Source organism: Rhizobium sp. 01L419 (genome assembly GCF_056400025.1).
Window position 1 is genome coordinate 266,577 of sequence record NZ_JBFTSM010000006.1, and the last position, 26,023, is coordinate 292,599.

Consider the following 26,023-nt stretch of genomic DNA (forward strand, 5'->3'; position numbering starts at 1 on the left):
ACAAAGCTCACCGGCTCACCCCTTCCAGACGATGTAGGCGCCGAGCACGGCGGAGATAGCCGCCGCAAACCACACCGAGAGCCCGAACGGTTCGATGAACCGCATCCAGAGCAGGGAGAGCGCGACCCAGATCACGACCGAGATGAACAGCCGGTCGAACCAGTTCGTCTCGATCGGCAGGAAGCCCGGCTGTTTTTCGTTGTTTCGAGTATCCGAAGCCATCTTGCTATCCTTTCACTGCGCCGAAGGTCAGGCCGGCAACGATGTGACGCTGCACCACCGAGAAGACGATGAGCGCCGGGATCAATGTCAGCATGGAGATCGCAGCCATGATGCCCCAGGCCGTCCCTGTCGTCGTCACGTATTCCGACAGGCCGGTTGTCAGCGTGCGGGCGTTGAAGTTGGTGAGTGTGGCGGCAAGCAGATATTCGTTCCACGCGAAGACCCAGGTGAGAATGAGTGTCACTGCAAGTCCCGGTCGCGCCAAGGGAAAGACGATGTCGTAGAGGACCATCCAGGGACTTGCGCCGTCCATATAGGCAGCCTCATCCAGTTCCTTCGGAATGCTCTCCACCGTCGGACGCAGAGTCCAGATGGCGAAGGGAAGGTTGAAGGAGCAGTAGACAAGGATCATACCCAGCCGGGAATCCGCCAGCGTGAAGTCGCCGATCCTGTAGACCTGCGTTAGAAGCAGGAAGAGCGGCAGCAGGAAGACTGCCGGTGGCGCCATGCGGTTGGTGATCGTCCAGAAGAAGATGCTCTCCTTGCCCGCAAGATCGAAGCGCGTCAGCGCGTAGCAGGCAAGAAAGCCGAGGGTCGTCACCAGGATCGCGTTGCCTGACGAGATGATCAGCGAGTTGAGCATGTATCGCCGCAAGGTCTCGTTCGTCAGCACGTCCTGATAGTTTTTCCAGAAGAAGCTCCGAAGCACGACATCGGGCGTCGAGAACAGGTCGAAGGGCTGCTTTACCGATATGACGAAGAGCCAGTAGATCGGAAAAAGGGTTGCGAAGCTTATCAGCGTCCACATGAGAACCGAAAGCCAGGGATTATGTCGGTTCATCGCCTCAACCTCTCTTCGCGCGGGGAGCAATCAGGCCGACATAGAGCAGCCAGCAGACGACGATGGTGAGGTAGAGCACGACGACGGAGATCGCCGAACCGTAGCCGTAGTTGGTCTTGGGGAAGACTTCCTTGAAGATGTGGACACCGAGGTAGCGCGTCGCCGACCCCGGACCGCCGCCGGTCAGCATCAGGACTTCGTCGACTGTGCGCAGCGCGTCCATGAGCCTGATGAACACCGTGGCCAGGAGGGCAGGGCGGATCAGCGGGAGCGTGATGTGCCAGAAGATCTGGCTCTTGCCGGCGCCATCGATCTGCGCCTGTTCGAAGGGGTCAGGCGGAAGCGAGACCAGTGCGGCGATCAGAGAGAGGGTGACCAGCGGGGTCCAGTGCCAGACGTCCATGATGATGGTGATGACGAAGGCCGCGGTGGCGCTCTGGCCGATGTTCAGGTCGTATCCGAACCAGCTTCGCAGGAGATAGGGGATGATGCCGATCGACGGCGTCGTCATCAGCTTCCACACAGACCCGACGATGATGGGTGCCATGATCAGAGGAAGGGTATGGATGGTGCGGAAGAACGCTTTTCCCGGAAAGTCTTTCATCAGCGCCTGCGCGAGCACGTATCCGAGCACGAGTTCGGACACGACCGCGAAAAAGACGAATGCAATGGTGATGCCAAGAGAGGCCAGGAATTGTGGGTCGAAGACGAGGGTTCGATAATTCGATGCCCAGTTGAAGACCATCAGTGGATTAGCGGCGAAAGGGTTCCACTGGTGAAACGAGACCCAGACGACGTAGATGAAAGGAAAGATGCCGAAGAGCCCGAGGATCAGGATCGTCGGTGACAGCAACAGCCATCCAAGCTTTTGTGAATGCATTGCCTCATCCTCTTTGGCACCCCTGGGGGCCTATCGAGCCGGGAAAGAGGCGAGCCGCCGTGCGAAGACGACCCGCCAAGGTGGGGAGGATGATTTATTTGCGATAGCCGAGCGACGTAAGCTCTTCTTCCGTCTTGGCGGCCATCTGGTCGAGCCCTTCGTCGGGCGCAATCTTTCCGGTCAGGATGTCGAAGAAGATCGGCGTGGTCGCTTCACGCACCTGAGCGTGGAACGGGTACGGGGGAGCGCCGGCGAACAGCTTGCCCTCGTCCTTCAGCATCGTGTAGAAGCCGCCGAGCTTGACGTCCATCGCCTTGACCTTCGGATCGTCGAACGTCGCCTTGTTGGTGATGCGCGGCGCGGCGATGGCCCAGTCGGGCTGCACGTCGTTCTGACCCATGAATTCGAGGAACAGCAGAGCTGCTTCCTTGTTCTTGGATGTAATGGGCAGGCCGAAGGCGCCGCCGTCATAATAGCCGATATAACCCTTTCCCGACGTTGCGTCCTCCATGACGCCCGGCTCGAGCGGCGGCAGGGCAAAGCCAACCTTGTCGACCACCTTCGACTGCGCAGGATCACTTGCGATCCATGCCGCGTTCTCGCCGTAGATCAGCCCCTGAGCGACACGGCCCGCGGCAAATGTCGTCGCGGTTTCCGTCCAGGTCGACTGGGTCGATTCAGGCGGAGCGATGTCGCGCAGGTGCAGCCAGTATTTCAGCGCGGCCTTCGCCTTGTCGCTGTTCATCGCACCACCATGCTCGACCGTCGCTGCGTAGTTGTTGCTGGCGTCGATGCCCCAGTTGTAGACGCCAAAGGTCGGCGCGATGGATTCGAAATATTCGTACCAGGACGCGGCGTGACCCGTATGGGCCTGGGCGGTGGTGCCCCAAAGCTCAATGCCGTTATCCTTGCCGTATTTGGTGAAGAATTCGGCGATCTGAGTGTAGTCTTCATGCGTGGTCGCCGGCTTGAGGTCCTTGCCGGTTTCCTTCTTGAAGGCCTCCTTGATCTTCGGATCGTCGAAAAGATCCTTGCGATAGAGGTAGGTCTTCAGGAAGGCTTCCATTGGTACGCCAAAGAGATCGCCCTTCTTGTCCTTGAAGTAGTCGGCAAAGCTGGTGAAGTTCGCGTCGTCGTAGGTCGGCGCCTTCAGATCCGCCTGATCTTTGAGCGTCTGGGTAATGTTGACGAGGAAATTCCGGGACAGATATGAATAGATGATGTCCTGCTCGATATAGACCATGTCGTAGATGCCGGTCTTGGCCTCCATGTCCTTGATGGCCTTGTCGTACATCTGATCCCAGGACGTCGTCTCGATTTCGACCTTGATGCCGGTCTTCTTCTCGAATTCCGGCGCGAGCACGTTCTTGATGTAGTTGGATGGCGGCGTGCTTTCGGTCACGCCGTGCAAGGTCACGCCTTTGAACTTGGCGCCGGCGTCGGACCAGAAGTCTGCCCATGCCGGCGAAGCGGCGGTGGCGAGACTGAGCGTCAGCGCAAGCGCGCTGGCTTTCAGAGCGTAATTCATTTCAATCCTCCCAGATAGCAGCGAGATCATTTCGCCGAGCCATTGTGTAGACGAAAAAGGTCGGCCACGCAATATTTGTTGTCTAAACCTGCAAATATGTCGGCTATGTCGTTGATTTTTGTGGGAACTAATTCTTCCTGAAGTAACAGATGCAAAGTGCCTAAAATAAAATGCTGCAACGCAACGTATTTTCTCGCAAAGGCAAACTTATAAATAGCAAATTTATTTGTTGCTTTACCATACTAAATGACATAGCTGTGGCGCAACAGAAGGCTTCCAGCGGAGGAAAAAAGCCATGCGCCGATTGGGTATCCATTCATTTGTATGGACAGGCGGCCAAACGCAGGAGGGGCTCGAAATGGCCCTTAACAAAACGGCCGAGCACGGATATCGCACAATCGAATTCGCTTATCTCCGCCCCGAGAAGTTCAATCTCGACCGTCTGGCGAAGCTCGCGCAATCGCTCGATGTCGAGATCGGCGTGACGATGGGCTTGCCGATCGACAAGGATATTTCGAGCGAGGATGCCGCTGCGGTATCCGCCGGCAGGCAGACGCTGGCCGATGCCGTGCGTGCGGTCCGTGACATCGGCGGAAACAAGCTCGGTGGGATCCTTTATTCTGCGCACACCAAGTACAACCGCCAGCCGACGAGGAAGGGCTGGGGCAACAGTGTCGCCGCTATCGCCGCGACTGCCGATATCGCGAGGGATGCGAAGGTCGATCTCGTCCTGGAGATCGTGAACCGCTTCGAGACGAACCTTTTGAATACGGCCGCGCAGGGCTTGAAGTTCATTTCAGAGACCGGATCGGACCATGTCCGACTGCATCTCGACACGTTTCACATGAATATCGAGGAGGCAAATCCGGCTGCTGCGATCCGGCTCGCCGGTGACAAGATCGGTTACTTCCATATCGGCGAAAGCAACCGCGGCTATCTTGGTGACGGCGTCATCAACTTCGATCTCATCTTCGACGCGTTGCTGGATATCGACTACAAGCGTGACATCGTGTTTGAAAGCTTTTCAACTGCTGTTGTCGATGAAGGCCTTTCGCTCGCCTGCGCAATCTGGCGCGATACGTGGACCGACAATGATCCGCTGGCGGCACATGCCAAGCGCTATATCGAACTGAAATACGAAGAAGCCAAACGACGCCGCGTCACGAACGCGCGCCCCTGATAATCCTTCTGCCGATCTGCTTGGTAAGTATAGGCTGGAGCAGTCGATTTGAAGGGAAGTGGACATGAACGACACCGTCTCAATCGGAAGCTCACCGCGCAGGATCAGGCAAAACAACATTGTCGCGGCCCTGCAGACGATCTACAGCCATCGCCGCCTGAGCCGGGCCGATCTGGCGCGGAAGCTCGGCATGAACCGCTCGTCGTCCGGAGAAATCGTTGCCGAACTGACGGATAGCGGCTTTGTTCAGGAGTCGGAGGAGAGCAGCAAGCAGCGATTGGAGCAATCCCGTGCCGGCAGGCCGGGCATCATGCTCGAACTGGTTCCGGATGCGGCATTCTTCGTCGGCATCGAAATCGGCGTCGAGCATATATCTGCTGTTGTTGTGGACCTTTCCGCCGATGTCCGGGCCTGTCGCAGGCTGGCCTTCCACGCGCAGTCCTCGACGGTGGAGGAGGCCGTGGCAAGCGGCGTCGAGCTTATCGTCAGTGCCATGGCGAAAGACATGATCAAGCGCTGCAAGGGGCTTGGCATATCCGCGCCGGCGCATATCCGGCCCGACGGAATTGTCACGCTTGCGCCGATCATCGGCTGGCGGGAGGTGCCATTGAAGGAGATCGGCCGGAGCGCCTTTCCGGCCGACGTGCCGATCTCGGTGGAAAACGACGCCAACGCTTTCGCGATCGGTGACAGCTATCGTCACGGCGTTGCCGGCGTGACGCTCTTCCTGCTCATGGAGACCGGGGTCGGCGGCGGCATCATGATCGACGGAAAGCTGTTTCGTGGCGGTCACGGCCTTGCGGGTGAAATCGGCCATACCCTTGTGCCGGGAAGCGCCGGGCAGAAATTCGAGCAGTTGATTGGCCGCGAGGTATTGATCAGGCAGTACCGGGAAGCGACCGGTCGCGCCGACGTCGATTTGCAGGAGTTCCTCACTGACGTTCGCGATCGTGTTCCTGATGCCGTGAACATAGCGGAAAACTGGTCGCGGCATCTTGCCTATGCGCTGCTGCAGGCCTGTCGTCTGCTTGATCCGGATCGGATCGTGCTCGGGGGTTCCGTAGCGTCGCTCTATCCGATGGTGGCGGCCCGCGTGGCGGTCCACATGTCGGAGGGGCAGAACATTCCTTTTCCGACACCCGAGATCGTCGTCGATGGCGACGCGGAGTTTGGTTCCGCCTTCGGGGCGGCATGCATGCTGCACCAGCGTTTCCTCTCCCTCGAAAACGAGGAATTCAGTGGCGAAGACGCTGCGATACAACGAACAACGACGATTTAGCGAGACCTTTTGAAAGCGGGATTGCAATGGCTTCAGTGCTGGCTCCGGACCATCTCGGTCCCACGGTTTGCGTCGGCGAGATTCTGGTGGAGATCGTTGCTACGACGGTCGGAAACGGGTTCCTTGAAGCCCAGCCGCTCGTCGGGCCGTTTGCCAGCGGAGCGCCGGCGATCTTCATCTCGCAATGCGGCCGGCTGGGCGGAGCGGCGGCCATGGTCGGAGCGGTCGGAAACGACGATTTCGGCCGCCTCAACATCCACCGCCTCAAACGTGACGGCGTCGATGTCTCGACCATTTCCGTCGACCCTGACTATCCGACCGGAAGCGCCTTCGTCCGCTACCGCAAGGACGGTTCGCGCGACTTCGTCTATAATATCGCGAGATCTGCGGCCGCGCGCTTCGGTTGGTCTCAAGGCGTCAGCGATCTCATCAACCGCACCGGCCACCTTCATGTGATGGGATCGGCTTTGTCTGTTCCGAGCGCGCGCGAGGTGATCGACAAGGCGGTCGACATCGTGAAGGCACGGGGCGGCACGCTTTCGGTCGATCCCAACATCCGCAAGGAACTGCAACTCGACGAGGATACCGAGCGGCGATTTGCCAGGCTCGTTGCTGCCGCCGATCTTCTTCTGCCTTCAGGGGAAGAGCTTGAGCGGGCTGCCGGCGTCGCAGGCGAAGCCGAGGCGATCCGCCGCCTGTTTCAAATCGGTGTGAGGGAGATCGTGCTGAAGCGTGGAGCGGGAGGCGCCACCTATTTCGGCGGGAACGGGGACCGCATCGACGCTGCCGCGTTTCTCGTGGAGGAGGTTGATCCCACCGGCGCCGGCGACTGCTTTGGCGGGGCGTACCTCACCTGCCGGCGTCTTGGAATGTCTCCAGGGGATGCGCTCACTTACGGTTCGGCGGCAGGCGCGCGCAATGTGACGATCCGTGGACCGATGGAGGGCGCTGGCACCCGTCAGGAACTCGATGCGTTCATCGCTGCAACGGAAAGGCGTTCCTGATGCAGGTGGAACTGAGTAAACTGGCTGCCCTTAGGGCTCAGGGCCGTCCCACAGGCATCACCTCGGTCTGCTCAGCCCATCCGATCGTGCTGCGCGCGGCTCTGCGCCATGGGCGTGATCATTCGAGCACGGTCCTGATTGAAGCCACCTGTAATCAGGTCAATCATCTGGGCGGCTATACCGGGATGACGCCCGTGGACTTTGCCACGCTCGTGCGCCGCATCGCCAATGAAGAGGGATGCCCGGAAAACCTCATCATGCTTGGCGGTGACCATCTCGGACCGAATCCCTGGCGGGACCGGGCGGCAGAAGAGGCCATGGCGGAAGCCGAGAGGATGGTGGCTGCCTATGTCGATGCCGGATTCCGCAAAATCCATCTGGATGCGTCGATGGGTTGCCTGGGCGAGCCCGCTGCATTGGACGATGAGACGACGGCCCACCGCGCCTCGCGGTTGGCCGCTGTCGCAGAGGCTTCGGCAAGGCAGGCAGGGGGCGCTATGCCGGTCTACGTGATCGGCACGGAGGTTCCTCCCCCCGGCGGGGAAGATCATGCTCTCACCACGATCGAGCCGACCGCGGCTTCGGCGGCCAGGCAAACCATAGAGGTACATCGCCGTGTCTTCGCCGAGGCTGGCCTTGCGGGCGCCTTTGAGCGCGCTATCGGCCTGGTGGTGCAGCCCGGCGTCGAGTTCGGCAACCACAATGTCATCCGGTACGACCGCAGCAAGATCGACGCGTTGAAAAAGGTGCTCGAGGACGAGCCGCAATTCGTGTTCGAAGCGCATTCCACCGACTATCAGGGCACCGGTCCGCTGACGGCCCTGGTCGAAGACGGGTTTCCCATTCTCAAGGTCGGGCCGGAGCTGACCTTCGTGCTGCGCGAGGCGCTTTACGGGCTGGACCTGATTGCCTCTGATCTCGTGCCTGATTATGGCGAGCGTCCGCTCTACGCGGCGATGGAGGCTTTGATGCTGGCACATCGGGAGAACTGGAGCCGTCACTATCACGGCACGGTGGAAGAGCAGCGCTGGCTTCGGCATTATTCGCTGTCCGATCGCATCCGATACTACTGGGCGTCTAAAGAAGCTCAATCCGCCGTCGCACGCCTTTGCGACGCGCTTGCCGGAAAATCCGTGCCGCTTCCGTTGATCTGGCAGCACATGCCGGCTGCCCACCAGTTTTCCGACACGCCGCTGAATCCGGAAGAGGTTCTGATCTGGCGGGTGACGAAGAGCCTTGCCGAATATCATGCAGCATGCGGCGCAGGCAGATAGCGCCGCTCAATCGAGGAGGAAAGAATGAACGAGTTGAAAGGGAAGGTCGCTGCAATCACCGGCGCGGCGTCCGGTATCGGAATGGCGTCGACGGAGGCGATGATCGCAACGGGCGCCACGGTCGTTCTCGTTGACCGAGACGAGAAGGCGCTGCAGTCGGCCTGCGAACGCCTTGGGGAAAGGGCCATACCTCTCGCTTTGGACCTGCTGGATCCTCAAGCATGCGCTAAGCTTCTTGACCGCGTGTTGTCGAAGGTTGGGCAGCTCGACATTCTGCATGCCAATGCCGGCACCTATATCGGCGGGGATCTTGCAGATGCCGATCTGGACGCCATCGACAGGATGCTGAACCTGAATGTCAATGTCGTCATCAAGAATGTCCGGACCATCATTCCGCACATGATCGAACGTGGGACCGGCGACATCATCGTTACGAGCTCGGTCGCCGGCCACGCGCCCGTTCCCTGGGAGCCCGTCTATTCGCCGTCGAAATGGGCGATGCATTGCTTCGTCCAGACGATGCGCCGGCAGCTTCTGAAGAGCGGCATTCGTGTCGGTTCTGTTTCGCCGGGACCAGTCATCAGCGCATTGCTTGCCGACTGGCCGGAGGAGAACCTGCGCAAGGCGAAGGAGGCCGGTGCCCTGATCGAACCCAAGGAGGTTGCGGACGCCATCATGTTCATGCTGACGCGACCCCGCAACGTGACGATCCGCGACATCGTCGTTCTTCCAAGCGCATTCGACATCTGAGGAGCCGAACCATGAGCTATCAGGAAAAATTCCGCCTTGACGGTGAGCGCGCCGTCGTCACCGGTGGCGGACGGGCCATCGGACTTTGCTGCGCCCACGCGCTCGCCGAAGCTGGCGCCGCCGTCGTCGTCATCGAGCGCAATGAATCCGACGCCGAGCAGGCTCTGGCGCTTAAGGACAAGGGATATGACGTCGAGCTGCGTCTTGGTGACGTGACCGATTCCGCCCGGATGGAGGCGATCGCCAATGAACTCGCCGCCAGCGGCCTCCCAGCGACGATCCTAGTGAACAATGCGGGCATCGGCCAGAACGGGATTGCGGCAGAGGACGTCACGGACGCCGATTGGCTGCGGATGATGAATGTCAACGTCAATGGCGTATTCTGGTGCTCACGCTCCTTCGGCCGCCATATGGTGGCGATGAAACGCGGTGCAATCGTCAATCTCGGCTCAATGTCCGGCATCATCTGCAACCGGCCACAGCCGCAGACGGCTTATAACGTCTCGAAAGCTGCCGTTCACCACCTTACCCGTTCCATGGCCGCTGAATGGGCTCAGCACGGTGTGAGGATCAATGCGGTTGCCCCGACCTATATCGAGACGCCGATGGTCGCGGCCGTCGAAGCCAATCGCGAGCGGATTCCAATCTGGCTTGCCGATACGCCCATGGGGCGAATGGGCACGCCGGAAGAGGTCGCAAGCGCGGTTCTCTTCCTTGCATCCGGTGCAGCAAGCTTGATGACGGGAGCAATCGTCAACGTTGATGCAGGATTCACCTGCTGGTAATCCGGCTTCGAATGAGAGTCTCAAGGCGCCGGCGATCCTGCTGACGCCTCACTTCCTTCCGCCAGCCTGCCCATCTGCACGGTGGCTCGTCAGCTTTTGGCCGGATCATCCTTCACGGCATCAGCAAATTTCCGCATCAGGCGAACCAGATTGTCCAGATCCTCGGGATCCCAGCTCTTGAATATCTCGATCCCGATCCTCTCGCGTGCAGCATCGACACGATCCGTCATCGATTTGCCCTTCGCGGTGACGACCGCTTCGCTGACGCGCCGGTCCGTTGCGCTCGGCCGACGCTGAATGAGGCCGAGGCTCTCGAGCTTGGCGACCTGGCGGCTGACCGTCGTGTAGTCCCGACCAGCGCGGTCAGCCAGATCGACCACGCCGATCGGCCCCAATCTTTCAATGCCCACCAGCAAGGGGAAGAGGGCGCGGTCGAGCGAAATTCCTGCCTCTCTGACCATGGCCTCATCCCGTTGGGGCCGGTTCATGACACTGACGATCTCGAGCAGCGATCCATGAAGCTCATGGATACGGGCTGAGATATGTGTATTCTGCACATTTTTCATTGACGGCATTCCTGATCTCCTGTTATGTGCATAATACACACAAACGAGGAGCAACAGCAATGACGGAAGATGACGCAATCGATGTATTGATTTGTGGCGCCGGCGCAGCCGGCCTGACGCTGGCGATCGATCTCGCCCGGCGGGGTGTATCCTTCCGGCTGATCGAGAAGATGAATGATCCTTTCGGCGGTTCGCGCGGTAAGGGCATCCAGCCGCGAACCATGGAAGTCTTTGAGGACCTCGGTATTGTCGACAGGATTGCCGCCTCGGGCGCCTTCTATCCACGCCAGCGCGAATATCATGGCGACGGTAGCGTAAAGGACGGCGCGCTTTTCGAGGCCGGTGAGCCAATCCCGTCGGAACCCTATGGCGCGCCTCTGCTCGTGCCTCAATTCCTGACGGAGGAAGCGATGCGGGAGCGCCTTGCCGAACTCGGCCACGCTCCGGAATTCGGCTGCGCGTTGATCGCCTTCAAACAGGATGGGCAGGGTGTAACCGCAAGGCTTGCCAATGGCAGTGAAGAGCAGACTATCCGTGCACGCTATCTCGTCGGCACCGATGGCGGCCGGAGCTTTGTGCGCCAGGCGCTCGCCGTCGGTTTTCCCGGAAAGACGCTCGGCGTTCGCGCCATTGTTGCCGACGTGACCCTGACAGGCCTCAGCCGCGATGTCTGGCATCGCTTCAACGAGGGGTCGATGGAGATGCAGATATCCTTTTGTCCCTTGGCCGAAACAGGATTTTTCCAGCTGCAGGGACCGGTGCCTCTAGAAGGCGACATAGACCTGTCGGCTGAAGGACTTTCTGCGCTCACTGCCGAACGCACCGGCTGCACGGATATCGTCATCCAGTCTGTCTCCTGGGCATCGGCATTCAACATGAATGCCCGGCTTGCCGACAGCTATCGTGTCGGCCGCGTCTTTCTCGCCGGGGACGCCGCCCATACCCATCCGCCGACGGGCGGTCAGGGTCTGAACACCAGCGTTCAGGACGCCTACAACCTCGGCTGGAAGCTGGCGGCCGTCTTGTCAGGTGCTCCGGAGGCGCTTCTCGATAGCTATGAGGAAGAGCGCCGCCCGATCGCGGCAAGCATGCTGGGACTTGCTGTCAGACTGCTCGAAGACATGAAGCGTGGCGAAATTCGGCGTGGCCGCGAGGTTCGGCAACTGGACATCGCCTATCTCGGCTCGAGCTTGTCGCTCGAAGAACCCAAGCGACAGGCTCACGTCCTTGCCGGCAGCCGCGCTCCCGATGCGCTGTTAAAGGGCGCCGCAGGGCAACCCGCGCGGCTGTTCGATCTCTTTAAAGGTCCCCATTGGACGCTGCTGGGATTTGATATGGAAACGGCTGGCGTCCAGCCGCGCAAGGGATTGCATATTCATAACATCGGGCAAGGCGGCAACCTCATCGACAGCGACAACCAATTCCGCGAGACCTACGAGCCGGCGCCTGGCGACTGGATCCTCGTCCGCCCGGATGGTTATGTCGGTGCGGTGGTCTCGCAGGGCAAACTGCCAGCATTGGAAACTTATCTTCATGATGTCGGACTGCGAGCAGGGGCGGTAGCCAGGCGATGAAAATGCTTCCGCGGCATCGCTTGCTCAACGGAAGCAGAAATATTTATGGCGCGGAATCTTCAAAGCTTTTCAGTAGCGCGGCGCTATGATTGTGATGACGATGGGCGTTCGACGACGGTTGAGCACCAGAGCAATGACAGCCTCACGCTTCCGCCGTCCGCGGCCGGTATGACGCAATCACGGATCACCTAATGCCGAAATTCCTGTTCACTTCGATATTCTCACGTTTCAACTGCGTTATCAGCCTTCGCCTGCTCGCACTTTCGCTCGGATTTCTGATCGCCGTTGCCTCGGGTCATGCCGAGGATGTACTGCGCATTCCCTATTCGTCGGATATAGGCACTCTGGATCCCGACAACGGTTTTGAGGTTGCCGGATTGACTGCGCTGGATAGCGTCTATGAGGGGCTGGTCAAATATGAGACCGGCTCGACGAAGATCGTGGGGTCGCTGGCCAAGAACTGGGAGATATCGGGAGACGGGCTGGTCTATACGTTCAACCTCGTAGACGGTGTCAGGTTTCATGACGACACAGCCCTGAATGCAGATGCGGTGGTCACCTCGTTCAAGCGGCGCCGCGACGGCGGATTTGTGCAGAATTACACGCTCGCCAACATGGCGGATATCGCAGCACCGGATGGTTCCACCGTCGTCATCACGCTGCGCCATGCGCAACCCTCCTTTATGGACAGTCTTGCAAGCCCGTGGGGGCCGAAGATCATCAGCCCGACGGCACTTTCCGACCACGCCGGTGGCGACCGTGCGACGGCATGGCTTACCGATCATGCGGTTGGAACTGGGCCGTTCAAGCTCGCCGAATTCAAGCGCGGCGAACGTTATGTGCTCGAACGTAATGAAGATTATTGGGGCGCCAAACCGTCTTTCGGCAAGGTAGAGCTTCCTGTCATCCCCGATATCGGCCAACAAATTCTGAAATTGAAGGCCGGCGAAATCGATGGCGTTCCGGCCAATTTCCCGTTTGCGCAGCTCGGCAATCTGCCGGCCGATCTGGAAATAACTTCGGCTCCCAGCATGACACAATACGAGGCCTTCATTAGGCCGGGGTCGCCGCTTGATGATGCGGAAGTTCGCAAGGCGGTTCTAACCGCCATCAACCCGATTTTATGGGCGAGCGACGCCTTCGGACAATATGCCCATGTCTCGAAATCGCTCTATCCAAACGTCATGCTGGATCCAGGCCAACCAGTGCAGTTTCCGACGGATTTGGAGGCGGCAAAATCTGCAATCGCCAAGCGCGGACCGATCACCATCAGTATCGGGCTCTACAGCGCCAATCCCAGCTATGGACGTATCGCAGACCTGATGATCGCTGAGCTATCGCTGATCGGCGTGCAGGCGACGTCACACATCATGCCGCCGGGCGCGGCCTACGCCATGAAGGGCGATCCCGCCGCCCCCGACATGCTGCTGATCATTGCTTCTCCAGATGCGGCTCATCCCGACAATCAGGCAAAGGCCTTTTTCACCAAAGATGCGCCGCTGAACCTCTACGGAAGCGCTCTTCCGGAAGCTGATGCCGTCGTCGCCGAAGGTGCTTCCACCGCGGGCATCGCTACGCGAAACGCGCTTTATGAGAAGGCCGGGAAAATGTATTTCGATGCGGGCTATTTCATCCCGCTGGTCGATGTCGACGACGTGGTCGTCCATCGCAGAGGGCTGAAGGATCTGGGGCTTCGTCCGGTTTTCCCGAGGGGCAGCATCGACTTTTCCAGTGTGAGGCGCTGATGGCTGAGCAGGCGGCTTCCGGCAGGGTTTATGGCTGTAACTCGACCTTTGAGGAGTTGCAAAGGCTGTGACCAAAGCTGCGCTCTCCATCGCCGGTCTCAATGTCTTCCTGCGGCGAAACGGTAGCGATCATCTTGTGCTCGACGACATCGGTTTCGAGGCGATGCCGGGTGAAATCATCGCCATCGTCGGAGAAAGCGGCTCCGGCAAATCCACCCTCGGAGCGGCAATTCAGGGCCTGTTGCCGGCTTCCAATGAGCCCAAGGTCAGCGGCTCCATTCGTCTTGCAGGCACCGAGATCGTAGGAGCAAAGCCATCGGTGCTGCGCGTGGCTCGTCATTCACTCGTGCGTGCCATCCCTCAGGATCCGATGGGTGCACTCAACCCGACGATGACGATCCGCCGTCAGCTCAGGGAATCGGCCAGTGGAAACGACGGCTTCGTCAGGGATTGGCTGAGCCGGGTCGGACTCGCGGATGCCGATGTCATACTCGATGCATTTCCGAATCGCCTGTCTGGTGGGCAGCGCCAGCGCATCCTTATCGCAATGGCGTTGATGGCACAGCCAAAGGTGCTGATTGCCGATGAATCGATCACCGCGCTCCACTTCGCTTTGCGCGGCCAGGTCATCGAACTCCTGCGCAGGATCGCGCGCGAGCAGCAGACTGCAATTCTTTTCATCACCCACGACCTTACAGCTGCCGCATCGCTCGCGGACCGCGTGCTTGTGCTCTACGGCGGACGTATTCTGGAAGTGGGAAGAACCGATGATGCTTTGAAAAATCCCGGCCACCCCTATCTGGCGGGCCTGCTGGCGACTCAGTTCGATTTTGACACGGATCGCCAGCACTCTCTGCCCACTCTACCGGTCGAGCGGATGCGCCTTGCCGATCGGGGAAACGCTTGCTGCTATGCCTCCCGTTGCCTCATCGTCGGGGACCAGTGCATAAACAGACGGCCCGAACTCGCGCCACTTTCGGCCACCGGTCATGTTGCCGCCTGCTTCTTCCCCGACTTGGTGCAATCCAGCGTCGCTCAATATCGCTCCACGGAACTCTGGCCAACCACGACAACCCTGAAGCCTGTTGACGTGCTGCTATTGTCCGATGTCAGCAAGAGCTTTACGTCCACCGGCCGATTTGGGCGTCGCCGGTCGCGGCAGGTGCTGGAATCGGTCAATCTTTCGGTCGCTCTTGGTGAGTGTGTTGCCCTGCTTGGGGACAGCGGCGCCGGCAAATCGACGATTGTCAGGCTCGCGGCCGGGCTTCTGAAGCCTGATAGTGGAGAGATTTCCTGTATCGATGATGCGCCGCAGGTTGTTTTTCAGGACGCAGTTGCATCCCTGACGCCCTGGCTTTCGATAGGCGAGCAGATCGGCGATCGGTTGCGGCCTCTGCCTCTCGGCAAGGCAGAGCGTCTTCACAAGGTTGTCAAAGCGCTAGAAATGGTGGGCCTCGATGAGAGCCTTATGTCTTCGCTGCCCGCCAGCCTGTCCGTTGGTCAATGCCAGCGCGCAGTGATTGCCCGAGCGATCATTGTGCCGCCGAAACTTCTGCTCTGCGATGAGCCGATCAGCGCTCTTGATGTGTCGCTGGCTGCTGCGACGCTGAACCTTCTCGGTGAGATCAGGCGGCGTCTTGGCATGGCGGTGCTGTTCGTCACCCATGATCTGGCGGCCGCGAGGATAATCGCCGACCGCATTGCAGTGCTGGAAGACGGCCGGGTGGTGCAGCAGGGAGATCCCGACGCGATCACCGCCGGTTTTAATCGCCTGTCGATGGGCACCATTCTCACGGCAATACCGAAAACCCATGCGAGCACAGGCGGACGGGACGCATGAACGTTCCCGAGTTTCTTCCCGAAGAGCGCTTCGTGCGCTGGTCCGTCGTTCTCGGCCGAACAGGCTGGATCGACCGAATTGGCTTGTTCGGCGTCATCGCTACAACGATCGTTGCCTTGTTCGCCACATGGCTCACACCGTTCAATCCGCAGCTCCGCGTGGCGGCCGCCTATCTGCCACCTTCCACTGAGCATTGGTTCGGGACAGACGAGATCGGGCGCGATCTTTTTTCGCGTATCGTCCTCGGTATCCAATATACATGGCTGCCCGCACTTGCCCTTGTCATCATCAGCCTCGTCGTCGGCACATGCATCGGCATGATACCTGGGCTTATCAGCCGCAGGCTCGACATGTTGGCGCAATGGGTCGCCGAATTCTTCCTGATCCTGCCTTCGACACTCGTGGCGCTGGCGGTGATCGCGACGCTAGGCGGGGGACTTGCCAATACGATGATTGCGATGGGTATCGCATGGTGGCCCTGGTATGCGCGCATTTCCCGCGATGAGCTTCGCCGGCTGAGTGTTCGCCCGCATGTCGAGGCTGCCAGAATTGCTGGCATCAGCGGCCCACGCCTGCTGTTGCGCTACCTTCTTCCCGGTGCCCTTCCGGCCCTGCTTGTGGCGGCGACACTGGATGTGGCAACCGCCATCATGACGATGTCGCTCATGTCCTTCATCGGTCTCGGCCAACCAGCTCCGGCGCCCGAACTTGGGGCGATGACATCAAGGGCACTTGATAGCCTGTCCGTTTATTGGTGGCTTCCAATGCTGCCTGCGGCTGTCATTTTTCTCGTCTGCCTCCTTGCCAATCTCGCGGGAGACGGTCTTCGTGCGGCGTTGCGAGGAGCCTAGGATATGCTGGCCTATCTCTTTAGACGCATAGCGGGTCTCGTCGTCGTTCTCCTGGCGATGAGCTTTGCAGTGTTCTGCCTGCAAAGCATCATTCCCGCTGACCCCGCGCGCGCCATCGCCGGGCCGTTGACGCCGCTTTCGAATGTGAACGCTCTTCGCCAGCAGCTTGGCCTCGATGATCCCATTATCGTTCAGTATGGCCGGTTTTTGTCGCGAATCGCGCAAGGCGATCTCGGGACGTCGACCAGGACCCGTCAGCCGGTGGCCGTCGATATAAGGCAATATCTGCCCGCATCGCTCGAACTGTCACTGGCAGCTCTCTGCCTTGGGCTTTCGCTGGCAGGTGTCATTGCGGTGATGCCCCGTATCGCAGGCGGCTCCGGAGGGTTGAGGCTTCTCTTCATTGCGGCTGGCTCGGTTCCAACTTTTATGTCGGCCTTGCTTCTGGTCTATTTCTTCTGGTTTCGCCTTGGCTGGTTGCCCGGTTCGGGCAGGATGAGCGAAGATGATATCGGCGGCCCGACCGGCTTCAATTTGATCGACGCGCTTGTCGGCGGCAGGGGCGACCTCAGCCTGGATGCGACCAGGCATCTGCTCCTGCCGGCCTTCGCTCTGGCACTGCCGATCGCGGTTGCGGTGGGGCGAAGTCTCGACAGCGCGTTGCGCGAGGTGATGCAGCAGACCTATATCGGAACTGCGCGGGGAAAGGGTCTTCGGGAAACTGCGGTCGTCTTGCGGCACGGCCTTCGCAACGCCGCCTCGCCGGCTCTGGCGATGATCGGTCTGCAGATCCGGCTTTTGTTTGGCAATCTGCTGATCGTCGAGCTTGTGTTCGGGTGGCCTGGCCTTGGTCTCTACATGGTCCAATCTCTGACCAGCGCCGACCTCCCGGCTGTTCTCGGCGTCACCATCGTCCTTGGGACCTTCTACATCCTCGTGAACATCATTATCGAAATCCTGCAGACATTGGCCGATCCCCGGATCGAGCTTTAGCCCGCCTGAAACCTATCCTTTCGGCCTAGTTCGCTAGACACCTACCTTATGGATTTCCCCTACATTCAGCGTTCATCTGAGACTGGCGATCCCGGCCATTGTCTAGGGCGGTCTGATGAATCAAGAGATCATGTTAAAAAGAGGTAATTCGGCACCATCCCCGGACCGCGTTCTGTCCGATCCTCTTGATTGCTTGCAGGACGCCAGGTCAGACGGTGCGGACAAAGGCCGCCGCAGGACGGGCCTCAGCAATTGGCAGGTCAAACGCGTCACCGAATATGTCGATGAAAGGCTGGAGGGGCCGCTTCGCGTCGATGACCTGGCGGCCGCAGCAAAGCTCAGCCCCGCCCATTTCCGCCGCGCCTTTTCAATCAGCTTCGGCATGTCTCCCTATGCGTTCGTGATGCAGCAGCGCATCGAGCGCGCCCAGACATTGCTGCTCGCCGCCGAGCATGAAATGGGCGATATTGCCTTTGCCTGCGGCCTGTCGGACCAAGCACATTTCAGCCGTTTATTCCGGCGCTTCGTCGGCACGACACCCAGCCAATGGCGGCATGAACTCGGCGCGCAAAGCGCCTCTTAAACGGCTTGCGCCAGGTGGATCACGCTCTCACCATGATCCACCGGCGACGGGGAGCAGCCGCGATGCCGGCATCTCGTCCGGTTATGCCGACAAAGCTTCGAGCTCCCGGACTGTGGGTCTGGCATGGTTTTCCCGCGGTGCGAATTTCGCCTGAACGTCCCGGACCGGCAGACTGAATGTGATGGACGCACCGCTGCGCGCACCGTTTTCCGCCCAGAGGCGTCCTCCGTGGGATTCAATGATGGAACGGCAGATCGCAAGGCCCATGCCCATACCATCCTGCTTTGTTGTATAAAAGGCCTCGAAAATCCTCTCGGGGTCGCTGATGCCGCTCCCGAGGTCGCTCACTTCCACCTCAACCGTATCATCGTCCCGCAACCGCGACTCGATCTTCAGCATGCGGGCTCCAGGCTCGATGTCGTGCATCGCTTCGATGCCGTTGCGGATGAGATTAAGCATCACCTGCTCTAGCTGCACATGGTCTGCGCTGGTCGCCGGCAGATAGGGGTCGAGCTCGATGTCGAGCCTCACCTTGTTAGAGGCGAGCTTGTCGGCGAGCAGTTCGCAGGCATCACCGATCAGATTGTTCAGATCGACTGCCGTTCGGGGGTAGGCTGTCTTGCCGAAGAGCGCCCTGATGCGGCTGACGACATCGGCGGCTGCATCGGCATCACGCACGATCCAGTCGGCAGAACGCAGTGCGCGCTCTAGGTTCGGCGGATCGGCACTCAGCCAGCGGCGGAATGCATTCGCATTAGCGACGACTGCCTGTAGCGGTTGATTGAGTTCATGCGCAATCGAGACGGAAAGCTCGGACATACTGGCAGCGCGCAGTGCCCTCGCCAGTCGTTCGTCGGACTGACGCAACGCCTCCTGCGCGCGAACCTCATCATCGATGTCGAGGTTGACGCCATACCAGCGGATGATTTTGCCGTTTTCGTCGCGTAAGGGTTCGACGCGTGAATCCATCCAGCGATATTGACCGTCCCTGTGGCGAAGTCGGCCCTTGTGGTTGATAGGCTGACCTGTCGCAATGGCGTTCCTGAACGCCTCCGTTACCGCCGCGCGATCATCCGGATGGACAAGTTCTGCCTGAGTGGCGACCTGTTCCGGCGTCTTCGAGTGAATATCGCCTTCATCGAGCCCTGCCCATTCGGAGAAACGCTTGTTGAAATAGCAGGGAAGCCCCTCGGGCGTCATCAGCCAGATCAGCGACGGCACCGTATCAACGATCAGGCGCAGCTCTGCTTCGCGCTCACGCGCCGCTTCATGGGCTTCCATCTCGTCGTGGATGTCGAGGCAAACGCCGTACCACTGAATGATCTGACCATCAGCGTCGCGTAGCGGCTCAGCCTTGCCGTCGATCCAGCGATAGACGCCGTCGAAACGCCGTTGCCGATATTTCAATACGAAGCGCTCGCCAGTTTCAAAGGCCTGCGACAGGCTCTTCTGGAATAGTGCGCGGTCTTCTGGGTGAATGGCTTCGATAATCGCCGTCGCGAATCTTTTTGTGTCCGCGGGATCGTTGCTCGCAAGCGAAATCCCGGTCCAGCGCATAAGCGGCCCGTTGATGTAAGAAGTTTCGCCGGCTGCGTTTGCGCACCAGATGAGGGCCGGCACCGTATCGATCATCTGTTGCAATTGCTGCTGGCTTTCCCGAAGGGCAGCTTCCGCCTTGCGTTGGTCATCGATGTCGACGGAGGTCGCGAACCAGGCCGTGATTCGGCCCTGTTCGTCACGCGAGGCGATGGCGGAATCGCGAAGCCATCGATAGGTCCCGTCGGCGCGCCGGACCCGCTGCTCTTCGAAGATCGGCACACCCGTTTTGAGGCTGTGCTCCCATCTTGCCTTGCATCCTTCGACCTCATCGGGATGGACGAAAAGACTCCACCACGAATGATTGTCAAGCTGGGCGATCCTGCTCATTTCTTCGGCGGTCACGCCGACAAAATCGAGCGCTTTCGGATTGAGGAAGCGCAGGCGACCGTCAGGATAGGCCGACCATCCGAATCCTGGAATATCTTCGATATTGGGCTGAATATTCTTGTACACACGGTCGAATAGGCTCTGCGGTTTGAAGACGTTGATGAAAAACCAGAGAGCCGCAGCGGAACAGGCAAACATGACGACTCGCATCGGTTCGTCATTCCCGAAATTGACAGGCGAAAGAACGACGGTTGCGGTCAACAAACAGCCGATGAGCAAAACGGCCAGGCCCGTGCGCCAGCTCGTATAGAGCCAGATGGCCACCATTGCGACGAGAATGCCGGAGGGATCTGCGAAAAGCCCTGCCATCAGGATGCCGCTGCCACCAACAGCCATGGCTGTGACGATCCGTTTTTTAGACGATGTCAACTGCATGGAAAACCCCTTTGCCTTTTCTATGTCTGACTTTCCATGACCTGGCGCTCATTTCAGCCATCGCTCATTCGAACATGGGAAGGCAGCGCCTGCCAGACATTGAAAAGCTGCGCCACCGAACTGACCTGCATTTTCTTCATCATATTGCTGCGGTGAAGCTTCACCGTAAATTCGCTAATCCCAAGGGAGAAGGCTATCTGTTTGTTGATTTCGCCGGAGACGACCAGTTTCAGAACTTGGCGCTCGCGTACCGTGAGGGTTTCAAACAGAGAAACGTATCTATCGGCTGCAGACAATGCGTTCCTGCGGCTGACATCGGTGGCAATGGCATTGGAAACGGCATCGAGAAAGGTCTGGTCCCGCACGGGTTTGGTCAGGAAATCCTGCGCCCCGGCCTTCATCGCCTGCACGCTCATTGCAATATCGCCATGCCCCGTCAGAAACAGGACGGGTGTCGTGACGCCGTTGCGGGTCAGATGATGCTGCAGGTCCAGGCCACTGATGCCGGGCATACGGACATCCAGCACGACACAGCTCGGGCGGTCGGGCAGTTTTGTATCGAGAAATTCCCGGCCCGACAAAAATGTCATTGCGTCAATGCCGACCGAATTCAGCAGGTTCTCCAGAGCCGCGCAAACCGTCGCATCATCGTCAACCAAGATCGCGACCGGACTTTTCGACCCCTTGGAGGTGGTCACCCCCATGCATCATCCTCCAACTGCCAGCAGACATGCTGCTTCCCGGAACTGCAGGAGAATACAGTCACTGACGAGGAAATTGAAGGAGGGGGTGACTAAACCAAATATATATGGCGCGGCGCATTTTTTTATGTCTGATTTTTTTTGCAGCATCTGCTTCTGCTTTCAAAAAGGAAGGAAGCCCTGCTGAAATACGCCTCGATTTCGGCTAACGAGACGCAACCTTGAATGCCGTCGGCCGATGCTCGAGTGATACCGCGAGCGTTTCGCCATTCGCGACAAAATAGGCGACCGTCGGGTCTGCCTGCGATGACGGGGAGGCGGCGAGCGGCACATAGATTTTTGTGGACGCCTTGGGTGCAAATGTCGCGCCGTAGCCGAGATACGCCAGTATTCCCGTGATCAGGCAGCCGATGACCAAGAGCGGAAACCTCGGTATCTCGAGAGGTCTGTACTGAGAGCTTGGGTCATGCCGCATGATCATCGCCTTCGACCGATTTTCGACATCATCAGCTTACAGACGGTTTGCTGCCTGAGGAGCTATACGAAGGTGTGCGCGGGGGCAACGAAGGTGTGCCTTGCGGTGGCTGTGTGTGGAGTGCATCCAGCCTGGAGCACCTGTCGCAGCTGGTGGAACTACCTGGTTGCAATTACGAGAGAATTTGATGGAATTCTGGGCCGGTCCCGCCGCCCAACCTACACCCTTGGCGTATTTTTGTGAGGGGGTCCACGTGTTAGAGTGGTGAAGAGGCCGCCATGCCGCCAAATGCAATTCCGGCGTGGACTTGGCTGATGGGGATCCCTTCATGAACGCCGCGGAACGAGGCAGTGTTGAACTCAGGCTTGGCCGTGGCGTGGCAGTAAGGAAGATGCGCAAAACCGTCGTTTGGAGGCGCAGAAAGCCATGACGTTCGATCAAGTCAGCACGAGGGACGAGCCGGTTGTCTGTATCGTCGATGACGAAGGCCCCGTCAGGGCGTCGTTGGTGGACCTTTTCGAGTCGGTGGCGATGAAAGCTATCGCATTCGAGAGCGCTTCGGATTTTCTGGAGCGCTGCGATATGGGGCAGGCAGGTTGCATTCTTCTGGATGTGCGGATGCCCGGCATCAGCGGCCTGGATTTCCAGGATCAGCTCGCTGCGGCCGGAAACACCATGCCGATCATCTTCATGTCGGGTCACGGAAGTGTTCCCTTGACCGTCAAGGCCATGAAAGCGGGAGCAACGGATTTTCTGATCAAGCCGTTTGCCGGCAGCGCCGTGATCGCCGCAGTCGGAGAGGCGATCAGGCGGGATACTGAGAACCGGAAAGAGGCCGCTGCACGCAACCAGCTGGAAAATTGTGAAGCCAAGCTTACCCCGCGCGAGCGGGAGGTTCTGGGCTATGTGGCTGCCGGGTTGATGAACAAGCAGATCGCGCATGAGATGCAGATCAGTGAAATCATGGTGAAACTGCATCGCGGCCGAATGATGAGAAAGATGCAGGCGGGTTCCCTTGCGGAACTCGTCCGCAAATTTGACATGTTGAAACCGGATCTGAAACTGTATCAGTAACCTGCGTGGCGCCTAGCTCATTGCCCGAAAAAGAAGAATTGTGCTGACGCAATGGCAAGTTTCCCCAATAAGACCGTCGCTGTCATCGATGATCATCGCTATCTCAGAGAATCCCTTAAGGATTTGCTCGAGGCGGCTGGTTATGAAAGTGAGCTTTACGACTCCGCCGAAACATTCATGAACGAAAAAGGTTATTCGCTCGTCGATTGCATTCTTGCCGACGTCAGAATGCCGGGAATGTCGGGCGTCGAGATGCTCCAGGCATTGAGCAGGATGCCATCGCACCCGCCGGTCATCATCATGACCGCTCATGGGGACAAGGACGTCGAGGCAGCCGTTTTTCAGGCAGGCGCAATCGCCTTTCTGAGAAAGCCCGTCAATGCCGATTTGCTCATGTCGTGGCTGGAGCGGGCGATCAGCGATTATCGCGGCGACTAGGGCGATTCAGCAAAACCGTGCAGCGGCCTTGCGTCCGGAATTGCGTGAAACAAAGCGATAGAGCATTTCGTAAAAACGGAACTGCTCCAACCGCCGCGGCCGCCGCCGTCACGCGTGAGCGATCTGTTCCATTTCAACCGGCAGTGTGAAGATGAACCTCGCTCCGTGTGGATCGGCCTGCTCCACGCTTAACCGTCCGCCATGGGATTCGACGATGGAGCGGCTGATCGCCAGCCCCATTCCCATCCCCTGGCCCTTCGTCGTGAAGAAGGGCTCGAATATTCTGTCGGGAAATTCGACGCCCGGCCCGCGATCGCTGATCTCGATCTGCACGGCATCTGTCGCACGGCGGGCACGAATGTGCAGAATGCGGTCATCGCCAGCAGAATCCATGGCCTCAAGGCCATTGCGAATGAGATTGATCAGGACCTGCTGAACCTGAACCCGATCGAAGGCAATCGGTGGAAGATCACGCTCAAGCTCGATATCCATGCGCACGCGCCGCCGCATCGCCTCCTCGGCCATGAGGTCTCGCGCTTCCCTGACCACGTTGTCGAGTGCGGTATAATTCCTCGACGTTTCGGAGCGTTTGAACAAAGCGCGGATGCGGCCGATGACTTCGACGGCGGAATGGGCGCTTGCCGAGATGCGCTCGACTGCTTTCTGCGCCCGTTCAATATTGGGCGGTTCCGCCGAAAGCCAGCGCTGGCTGACATCCGAGCTTGATATGACGGCTGCGAGCGGCTGACTGATCTCATGGGCGATCGAGGCGGAAAGCTCGGCGAGGCTCGCCGCCTGGCTTGCGCGCGCAAGATTCTGCTGGGCGAGGCTCAAAGCCTCCTGCACGCGCACCTGATCGTCGACATCGATGGAAAGGCCGTACCATTCCACGATGGAGCCGTTTTGATCGCGAAGAGGCTCGAACCGGCCCTCCGTCCAGTGGAACATACCGTCCGCTCCGCGCCGTCTGTACCGCATGACGAAAGGTTCGCCAGCCCGGATGCAATGCGCGGCCCTGCGCTGCACCTCCGGACTATCCTCGGGATGGACAAGTTCTTGCGCCGCCCGCGCAAATTCCGCGAAATTCGCTTTGGAAAGGCCCAATTCCTGCATGTAGCGCCTGCTGACGTAGGAAAGCTCGCCCACAGGAGTCCAGCTGCAGATATGGACCGGCAAAGCGTCGATGAGCCGTTGAAGGTGTCGTTCACTGCGCTGCAGCGCCTCTTCGGCATGAACCTGATCGTCAATATCGTGGCAGAGGCCATGCCATTGAATAATCCGTCCATGCCTGTCTTTTACCGAGTCCGCACGGCTCGACATCCAGTAATAGACACCGTCATGGCGGCGCAGGCGATATCGCGTGGAAAAGCTGTCGCCGGTGGCGAAACAATGATCCAGCGCGTCCCTGAACCCTTCGGCGTCATCGGGATGGATCGCCATTTCGATCATCGCATCAAGCCGGCTCATGCCTGGTTGCTGGATATCGGCGATATCCCGGCCGAGGTAATCGACCATCTGTTTGTTGAAGAAGATCGGTTCCCCGTCTGCCGTCAGTCGCCAGATGTGAGACGGCACCCTGTCGACGAGTTCGGAAAGGGCCCGTTCCCGCTTACGCAGTGCCCTGACGGCCCGACTGACGATCATCCGCTGCTCCTGACGACAAATTTGCGCCTCATCAGGCAGAAATGCCTGCAGCAGGATTTATCCTACGATACAGCGGAAAACGAAAGCAATTCATGCGGGAACGATGCGTCATGGCTGTTGACCGCTGCCGCCCTGCCTAGAGGTCGTCGCGCCGGATGACGAACTGGACGCGTGCGCCGGCTAAGCGGATCTCGTGATAGACGATCGGCCGCGCTTCCGTATCGAGATGACGCTTTCGACTGCCTGGGATTCTCGATGTCGTCGGGCGACGGCGGCGGCTCATTTGCCTGTTTCAGGCAAAGTTCCTTGTCCTGAGGACCAGCTAATTGCGGCCGATGCAACTGTTTATCTCCTTCGCATCAACAAGGAGAATTCAGATGCCAAGTCTAACGAATAAAGTGGCCGTCATAACAGGTGGCAATAGCGGAATAGGGAAAGCGACAGCGCGACTTTTCGCAGAAGAGGGGGCGAAGGTTGTCATCACCGGACGCCGTCAGGATGTCGTCGACGAAGCGGTCCAAGAGATTGGCCACGGGGTAATCGGAATTTGCGGCGATGTCGCCAGCATCGATTATCACCGCCGGCTCGCGGCTGAGGTAACGGAGCGCTTTGGTGCGATTGATGTCTATATGGCCAATGCCGGTATCATCAATCTTGCCGCTTCGGAGGCCGTTAGCGAAGCCGAATACGACCAGCATTTTGCGGTCAATACGCGCGGTGTCTTCTTCGGTGTTCAGGCCATCGCCCCGCATATCCGCGATGGTGGGAATATCATCGTCACGAGTTCTCTGGCCGGCACGAAGGTCTTGCCGAACCACACGGTTTATGCTGGCACCAAGGCTGCACTCGCCGCATTTGCCCGCAATTGGGCGATCGAATTCAGGTCGCGCCGGATCCGCGTCAACATTCTCAGCCCCGGTCCCGTTGAGACTGAGATCCTGGGGAAACTTGGCGTCAGCGAAAGCAACCGCCCGCAATTCGAGCAGCAGATGGCGGAGCTGATTCCGGCAGGACGTCTCGGACGTCCCGAAGAACTGGCTCAGGCCGCACTCTTTCTTGCTTCGGCGGGTACTTTCGTCAACGGGATCGAGCTTCATGTCGACGGCGGCATGTGCGTCGCCTAACCCTTGAGGGCCGTTGGAGTTTTGCGTGGCCGGTTTGCAATGCCCGCCACGCGACCATTTGCTCAGATCAACCCGTCGATCGATCGCCAGCGCGGTCCGCCCGGAGGCCGTGTTTCAGCCGCTGAGGCGGAGTTTCCCGGCGCCGGCCGGCTTCCACGGTATGGTTTCTCCCGGGTCAGAATTGTTCGGAAGACATTAGAACTGAGGTTTGGGTTGCCGTAGCGCAGTTGGCCAGTACAAGAATCCTACTTGTTTATTGACCGGCCCCGGGCCCGGCCTGTTGAAACGCCTTCCGTCAGCTGCTCGCGCTC

25 protein-coding genes are annotated in these 26,023 nt (G+C 59.1%); 15 read left to right on the plus strand and 10 right to left on the minus strand.

What is annotated here, in order from left to right; all coding sequences use genetic code 11:
* Positions 1–15: 15 nt before the first annotated feature.
* The 4 genes from AC1DUP_RS14650 to AC1DUP_RS14665 form a co-directional block, all read right to left on the minus strand.
* A complete protein-coding gene (locus AC1DUP_RS14650) occupies positions 16–222 on the minus strand; it encodes a DUF2160 family membrane protein (RefSeq protein ID WP_113307832.1) in 207 nt (68 codons plus the stop codon).
* 4 nt (positions 223–226) lie between these two features.
* Complete coding sequence (locus AC1DUP_RS14655; RefSeq protein ID WP_113301696.1) at positions 227–1,063, minus strand: carbohydrate ABC transporter permease; 837 nt, start codon at positions 1,061–1,063, stop codon at positions 227–229.
* Between the two features lie 4 nt (positions 1,064–1,067).
* A complete protein-coding gene (locus AC1DUP_RS14660) occupies positions 1,068–1,943 on the minus strand; it encodes a carbohydrate ABC transporter permease (RefSeq protein WP_113307831.1) in 876 nt (291 codons plus the stop codon).
* A 94-nt stretch (positions 1,944–2,037) separates the two neighbouring features.
* A complete protein-coding gene (locus tag AC1DUP_RS14665) occupies positions 2,038–3,471 on the minus strand; it encodes an extracellular solute-binding protein (protein ID WP_113301697.1) in 1,434 nt (477 codons plus the stop codon).
* A gap of 295 nt (positions 3,472–3,766) precedes the next feature.
* Here AC1DUP_RS14665 and AC1DUP_RS14670 point away from each other — a divergent pair, with 295 nt between their 5' ends.
* The 6 genes from AC1DUP_RS14670 (at position 3,767) to AC1DUP_RS14695 (ending at position 9,743) form a co-directional block, all read left to right on the plus strand.
* The gene (locus AC1DUP_RS14670) at positions 3,767–4,651 is read left to right on the plus strand and encodes a sugar phosphate isomerase/epimerase family protein (protein ID WP_477832987.1); all 885 of its coding nucleotides are present in this window, start codon (positions 3,767–3,769) and stop codon (positions 4,649–4,651) included.
* Positions 4,652–4,715: 64 nt separating this feature from the next.
* Complete coding sequence (locus AC1DUP_RS14675; RefSeq protein WP_115037008.1) at positions 4,716–5,930, plus strand: ROK family protein; 1,215 nt, start codon at positions 4,716–4,718, stop codon at positions 5,928–5,930.
* Positions 5,931–5,956: 26 nt separating this feature from the next.
* The gene (locus AC1DUP_RS14680) at positions 5,957–6,934 is read left to right on the plus strand and encodes a tagatose kinase (RefSeq protein ID WP_477832988.1); all 978 of its coding nucleotides are present in this window, start codon (positions 5,957–5,959) and stop codon (positions 6,932–6,934) included.
* The gene (locus AC1DUP_RS14685) at positions 6,934–8,208 is read left to right on the plus strand and encodes a D-tagatose-bisphosphate aldolase, class II, non-catalytic subunit (RefSeq protein ID WP_477832989.1); all 1,275 of its coding nucleotides are present in this window, start codon (positions 6,934–6,936) and stop codon (positions 8,206–8,208) included. The genes AC1DUP_RS14680 and AC1DUP_RS14685 overlap by 1 nt, the downstream gene beginning before the upstream one ends.
* A gap of 24 nt (positions 8,209–8,232) precedes the next feature.
* On the plus strand, positions 8,233–8,958 hold the full coding sequence (locus AC1DUP_RS14690; RefSeq protein ID WP_477832990.1) for an SDR family oxidoreductase: 726 nt from the start codon (positions 8,233–8,235) through the stop codon (positions 8,956–8,958).
* A gap of 11 nt (positions 8,959–8,969) precedes the next feature.
* Positions 8,970–9,743, plus strand: coding sequence for an SDR family oxidoreductase (locus tag AC1DUP_RS14695; RefSeq protein WP_113301703.1), 774 nt, complete (start codon positions 8,970–8,972; stop codon positions 9,741–9,743).
* Positions 9,744–9,832: 89 nt separating this feature from the next.
* On the opposite strand, the gene AC1DUP_RS14700 is transcribed toward AC1DUP_RS14695, so the two are convergent.
* Entirely contained in the window at positions 9,833–10,318 is a 486-nt protein-coding gene (locus AC1DUP_RS14700; RefSeq protein ID WP_113301704.1) for a MarR family winged helix-turn-helix transcriptional regulator, read from the minus strand.
* A gap of 50 nt (positions 10,319–10,368) precedes the next feature.
* Here AC1DUP_RS14700 and AC1DUP_RS14705 point away from each other — a divergent pair, with 50 nt between their 5' ends.
* The 6 genes from AC1DUP_RS14705 to AC1DUP_RS14730 all read left to right on the plus strand — a co-directional run bounded on the left by AC1DUP_RS14705 (position 10,369) and on the right by AC1DUP_RS14730 (position 17,895).
* On the plus strand, positions 10,369–11,883 hold the full coding sequence (locus tag AC1DUP_RS14705) for an FAD-dependent oxidoreductase (protein ID WP_477832991.1): 1,515 nt from the start codon (positions 10,369–10,371) through the stop codon (positions 11,881–11,883).
* A 191-nt stretch (positions 11,884–12,074) separates the two neighbouring features.
* The gene (locus AC1DUP_RS14710) at positions 12,075–13,628 is read left to right on the plus strand and encodes an ABC transporter substrate-binding protein (protein WP_477832992.1); all 1,554 of its coding nucleotides are present in this window, start codon (positions 12,075–12,077) and stop codon (positions 13,626–13,628) included.
* 67 nt (positions 13,629–13,695) lie between these two features.
* Positions 13,696–15,468: an ABC transporter ATP-binding protein gene (locus tag AC1DUP_RS14715; RefSeq protein WP_477832993.1), complete on the plus strand. Its 1,773-nt coding sequence runs from the start codon at positions 13,696–13,698 to the stop codon at positions 15,466–15,468.
* Positions 15,465–16,319, plus strand: coding sequence for an ABC transporter permease (locus AC1DUP_RS14720; protein WP_477832994.1), 855 nt, complete (start codon positions 15,465–15,467; stop codon positions 16,317–16,319). Before AC1DUP_RS14715 ends, AC1DUP_RS14720 begins: the two co-directional genes overlap by 4 nt.
* Before the next feature lie 3 nt (positions 16,320–16,322).
* Positions 16,323–17,312 (plus strand): ABC transporter permease, encoded by a 990-nt coding sequence (locus AC1DUP_RS14725; protein ID WP_113301708.1) that lies wholly within the window; start codon positions 16,323–16,325, stop codon positions 17,310–17,312.
* Positions 17,313–17,427: 115 nt separating this feature from the next.
* A complete protein-coding gene (locus AC1DUP_RS14730; protein WP_113301709.1) occupies positions 17,428–17,895 on the plus strand; it encodes a helix-turn-helix domain-containing protein in 468 nt (155 codons plus the stop codon).
* Between the two features lie 81 nt (positions 17,896–17,976).
* On the opposite strand, the gene AC1DUP_RS14735 is transcribed toward AC1DUP_RS14730, so the two are convergent.
* The 3 genes from AC1DUP_RS14735 to AC1DUP_RS14745 all read right to left on the minus strand — a co-directional run bounded on the left by AC1DUP_RS14735 (position 17,977) and on the right by AC1DUP_RS14745 (position 21,375).
* Positions 17,977–20,256: a PAS domain-containing protein gene (locus tag AC1DUP_RS14735; protein WP_477832995.1), complete on the minus strand. Its 2,280-nt coding sequence runs from the start codon at positions 20,254–20,256 to the stop codon at positions 17,977–17,979.
* A 53-nt stretch (positions 20,257–20,309) separates the two neighbouring features.
* On the minus strand, positions 20,310–20,960 hold the full coding sequence (locus tag AC1DUP_RS14740) for a response regulator transcription factor (RefSeq protein WP_477832996.1): 651 nt from the start codon (positions 20,958–20,960) through the stop codon (positions 20,310–20,312).
* A gap of 202 nt (positions 20,961–21,162) precedes the next feature.
* Complete coding sequence (locus tag AC1DUP_RS14745; RefSeq protein WP_113508290.1) at positions 21,163–21,375, minus strand: hypothetical protein; 213 nt, start codon at positions 21,373–21,375, stop codon at positions 21,163–21,165.
* A gap of 483 nt (positions 21,376–21,858) precedes the next feature.
* Between AC1DUP_RS14745 and AC1DUP_RS14750 the strand changes: the two genes are divergently transcribed.
* Both AC1DUP_RS14750 and AC1DUP_RS14755 read left to right on the plus strand, forming a co-directional pair.
* Positions 21,859–22,506: a response regulator transcription factor gene (locus AC1DUP_RS14750; RefSeq protein ID WP_113301767.1), complete on the plus strand. Its 648-nt coding sequence runs from the start codon at positions 21,859–21,861 to the stop codon at positions 22,504–22,506.
* 51 nt (positions 22,507–22,557) lie between these two features.
* Positions 22,558–22,944 (plus strand): response regulator, encoded by a 387-nt coding sequence (locus AC1DUP_RS14755; protein WP_115037023.1) that lies wholly within the window; start codon positions 22,558–22,560, stop codon positions 22,942–22,944.
* A 108-nt stretch (positions 22,945–23,052) separates the two neighbouring features.
* Here AC1DUP_RS14755 and AC1DUP_RS14760 read toward each other — a convergent pair whose 3' ends face one another.
* Both AC1DUP_RS14760 and AC1DUP_RS14765 read right to left on the minus strand, forming a co-directional pair.
* Complete coding sequence (locus tag AC1DUP_RS14760; RefSeq protein ID WP_477832997.1) at positions 23,053–24,588, minus strand: PAS domain-containing sensor histidine kinase; 1,536 nt, start codon at positions 24,586–24,588, stop codon at positions 23,053–23,055.
* A 136-nt stretch (positions 24,589–24,724) separates the two neighbouring features.
* A complete protein-coding gene (locus AC1DUP_RS14765; protein ID WP_477832998.1) occupies positions 24,725–24,871 on the minus strand; it encodes a hypothetical protein in 147 nt (48 codons plus the stop codon).
* Between the two features lie 94 nt (positions 24,872–24,965).
* Here AC1DUP_RS14765 and AC1DUP_RS14770 point away from each other — a divergent pair, with 94 nt between their 5' ends.
* Complete coding sequence (locus tag AC1DUP_RS14770; protein ID WP_477832999.1) at positions 24,966–25,712, plus strand: SDR family NAD(P)-dependent oxidoreductase; 747 nt, start codon at positions 24,966–24,968, stop codon at positions 25,710–25,712.
* The last annotated feature ends 311 nt before the right edge of the window (positions 25,713–26,023 follow it).

Coding starts and splice junctions, on each gene's coding strand:
- AC1DUP_RS14650 (WP_113307832.1), bottom strand. CDS start 222: ATGGCTTCGGATACTCGAAACAACGAAAAACAGCCGGGCTTCCTGCCG.
- AC1DUP_RS14655 (WP_113301696.1), bottom strand. CDS start 1,063: ATGAACCGACATAATCCCTGGCTTTCGGTTCTCATGTGGACGCTGATA.
- AC1DUP_RS14660 (WP_113307831.1), bottom strand. CDS start 1,943: ATGCATTCACAAAAGCTTGGATGGCTGTTGCTGTCACCGACGATCCTG.
- AC1DUP_RS14665 (WP_113301697.1), bottom strand. CDS start 3,471: ATGAATTACGCTCTGAAAGCCAGCGCGCTTGCGCTGACGCTCAGTCTC.
- AC1DUP_RS14670 (WP_477832987.1), top strand. CDS start 3,767: ATGCGCCGATTGGGTATCCATTCATTTGTATGGACAGGCGGCCAAACG.
- AC1DUP_RS14675 (WP_115037008.1), top strand. CDS start 4,716: ATGAACGACACCGTCTCAATCGGAAGCTCACCGCGCAGGATCAGGCAA.
- AC1DUP_RS14680 (WP_477832988.1), top strand. CDS start 5,957: ATGGCTTCAGTGCTGGCTCCGGACCATCTCGGTCCCACGGTTTGCGTC.
- AC1DUP_RS14685 (WP_477832989.1), top strand. CDS start 6,934: ATGCAGGTGGAACTGAGTAAACTGGCTGCCCTTAGGGCTCAGGGCCGT.
- AC1DUP_RS14690 (WP_477832990.1), top strand. CDS start 8,233: ATGAACGAGTTGAAAGGGAAGGTCGCTGCAATCACCGGCGCGGCGTCC.
- AC1DUP_RS14695 (WP_113301703.1), top strand. CDS start 8,970: ATGAGCTATCAGGAAAAATTCCGCCTTGACGGTGAGCGCGCCGTCGTC.
- AC1DUP_RS14700 (WP_113301704.1), bottom strand. CDS start 10,318: ATGCCGTCAATGAAAAATGTGCAGAATACACATATCTCAGCCCGTATC.
- AC1DUP_RS14705 (WP_477832991.1), top strand. CDS start 10,369: ATGACGGAAGATGACGCAATCGATGTATTGATTTGTGGCGCCGGCGCA.
- AC1DUP_RS14710 (WP_477832992.1), top strand. CDS start 12,075: ATGCCGAAATTCCTGTTCACTTCGATATTCTCACGTTTCAACTGCGTT.
- AC1DUP_RS14720 (WP_477832994.1), top strand. CDS start 15,465: ATGAACGTTCCCGAGTTTCTTCCCGAAGAGCGCTTCGTGCGCTGGTCC.
- AC1DUP_RS14725 (WP_113301708.1), top strand. CDS start 16,323: ATGCTGGCCTATCTCTTTAGACGCATAGCGGGTCTCGTCGTCGTTCTC.
- AC1DUP_RS14730 (WP_113301709.1), top strand. CDS start 17,428: ATGAATCAAGAGATCATGTTAAAAAGAGGTAATTCGGCACCATCCCCG.
- AC1DUP_RS14735 (WP_477832995.1), bottom strand. CDS start 20,256: ATGCAGTTGACATCGTCTAAAAAACGGATCGTCACAGCCATGGCTGTT.
- AC1DUP_RS14740 (WP_477832996.1), bottom strand. CDS start 20,960: ATGGGGGTGACCACCTCCAAGGGGTCGAAAAGTCCGGTCGCGATCTTG.
- AC1DUP_RS14750 (WP_113301767.1), top strand. CDS start 21,859: ATGACGTTCGATCAAGTCAGCACGAGGGACGAGCCGGTTGTCTGTATC.
- AC1DUP_RS14755 (WP_115037023.1), top strand. CDS start 22,558: ATGGCAAGTTTCCCCAATAAGACCGTCGCTGTCATCGATGATCATCGC.
- AC1DUP_RS14760 (WP_477832997.1), bottom strand. CDS start 24,588: ATGATCGTCAGTCGGGCCGTCAGGGCACTGCGTAAGCGGGAACGGGCC.
- AC1DUP_RS14765 (WP_477832998.1), bottom strand. CDS start 24,871: ATGAGCCGCCGCCGTCGCCCGACGACATCGAGAATCCCAGGCAGTCGA.
- AC1DUP_RS14770 (WP_477832999.1), top strand. CDS start 24,966: ATGCCAAGTCTAACGAATAAAGTGGCCGTCATAACAGGTGGCAATAGC.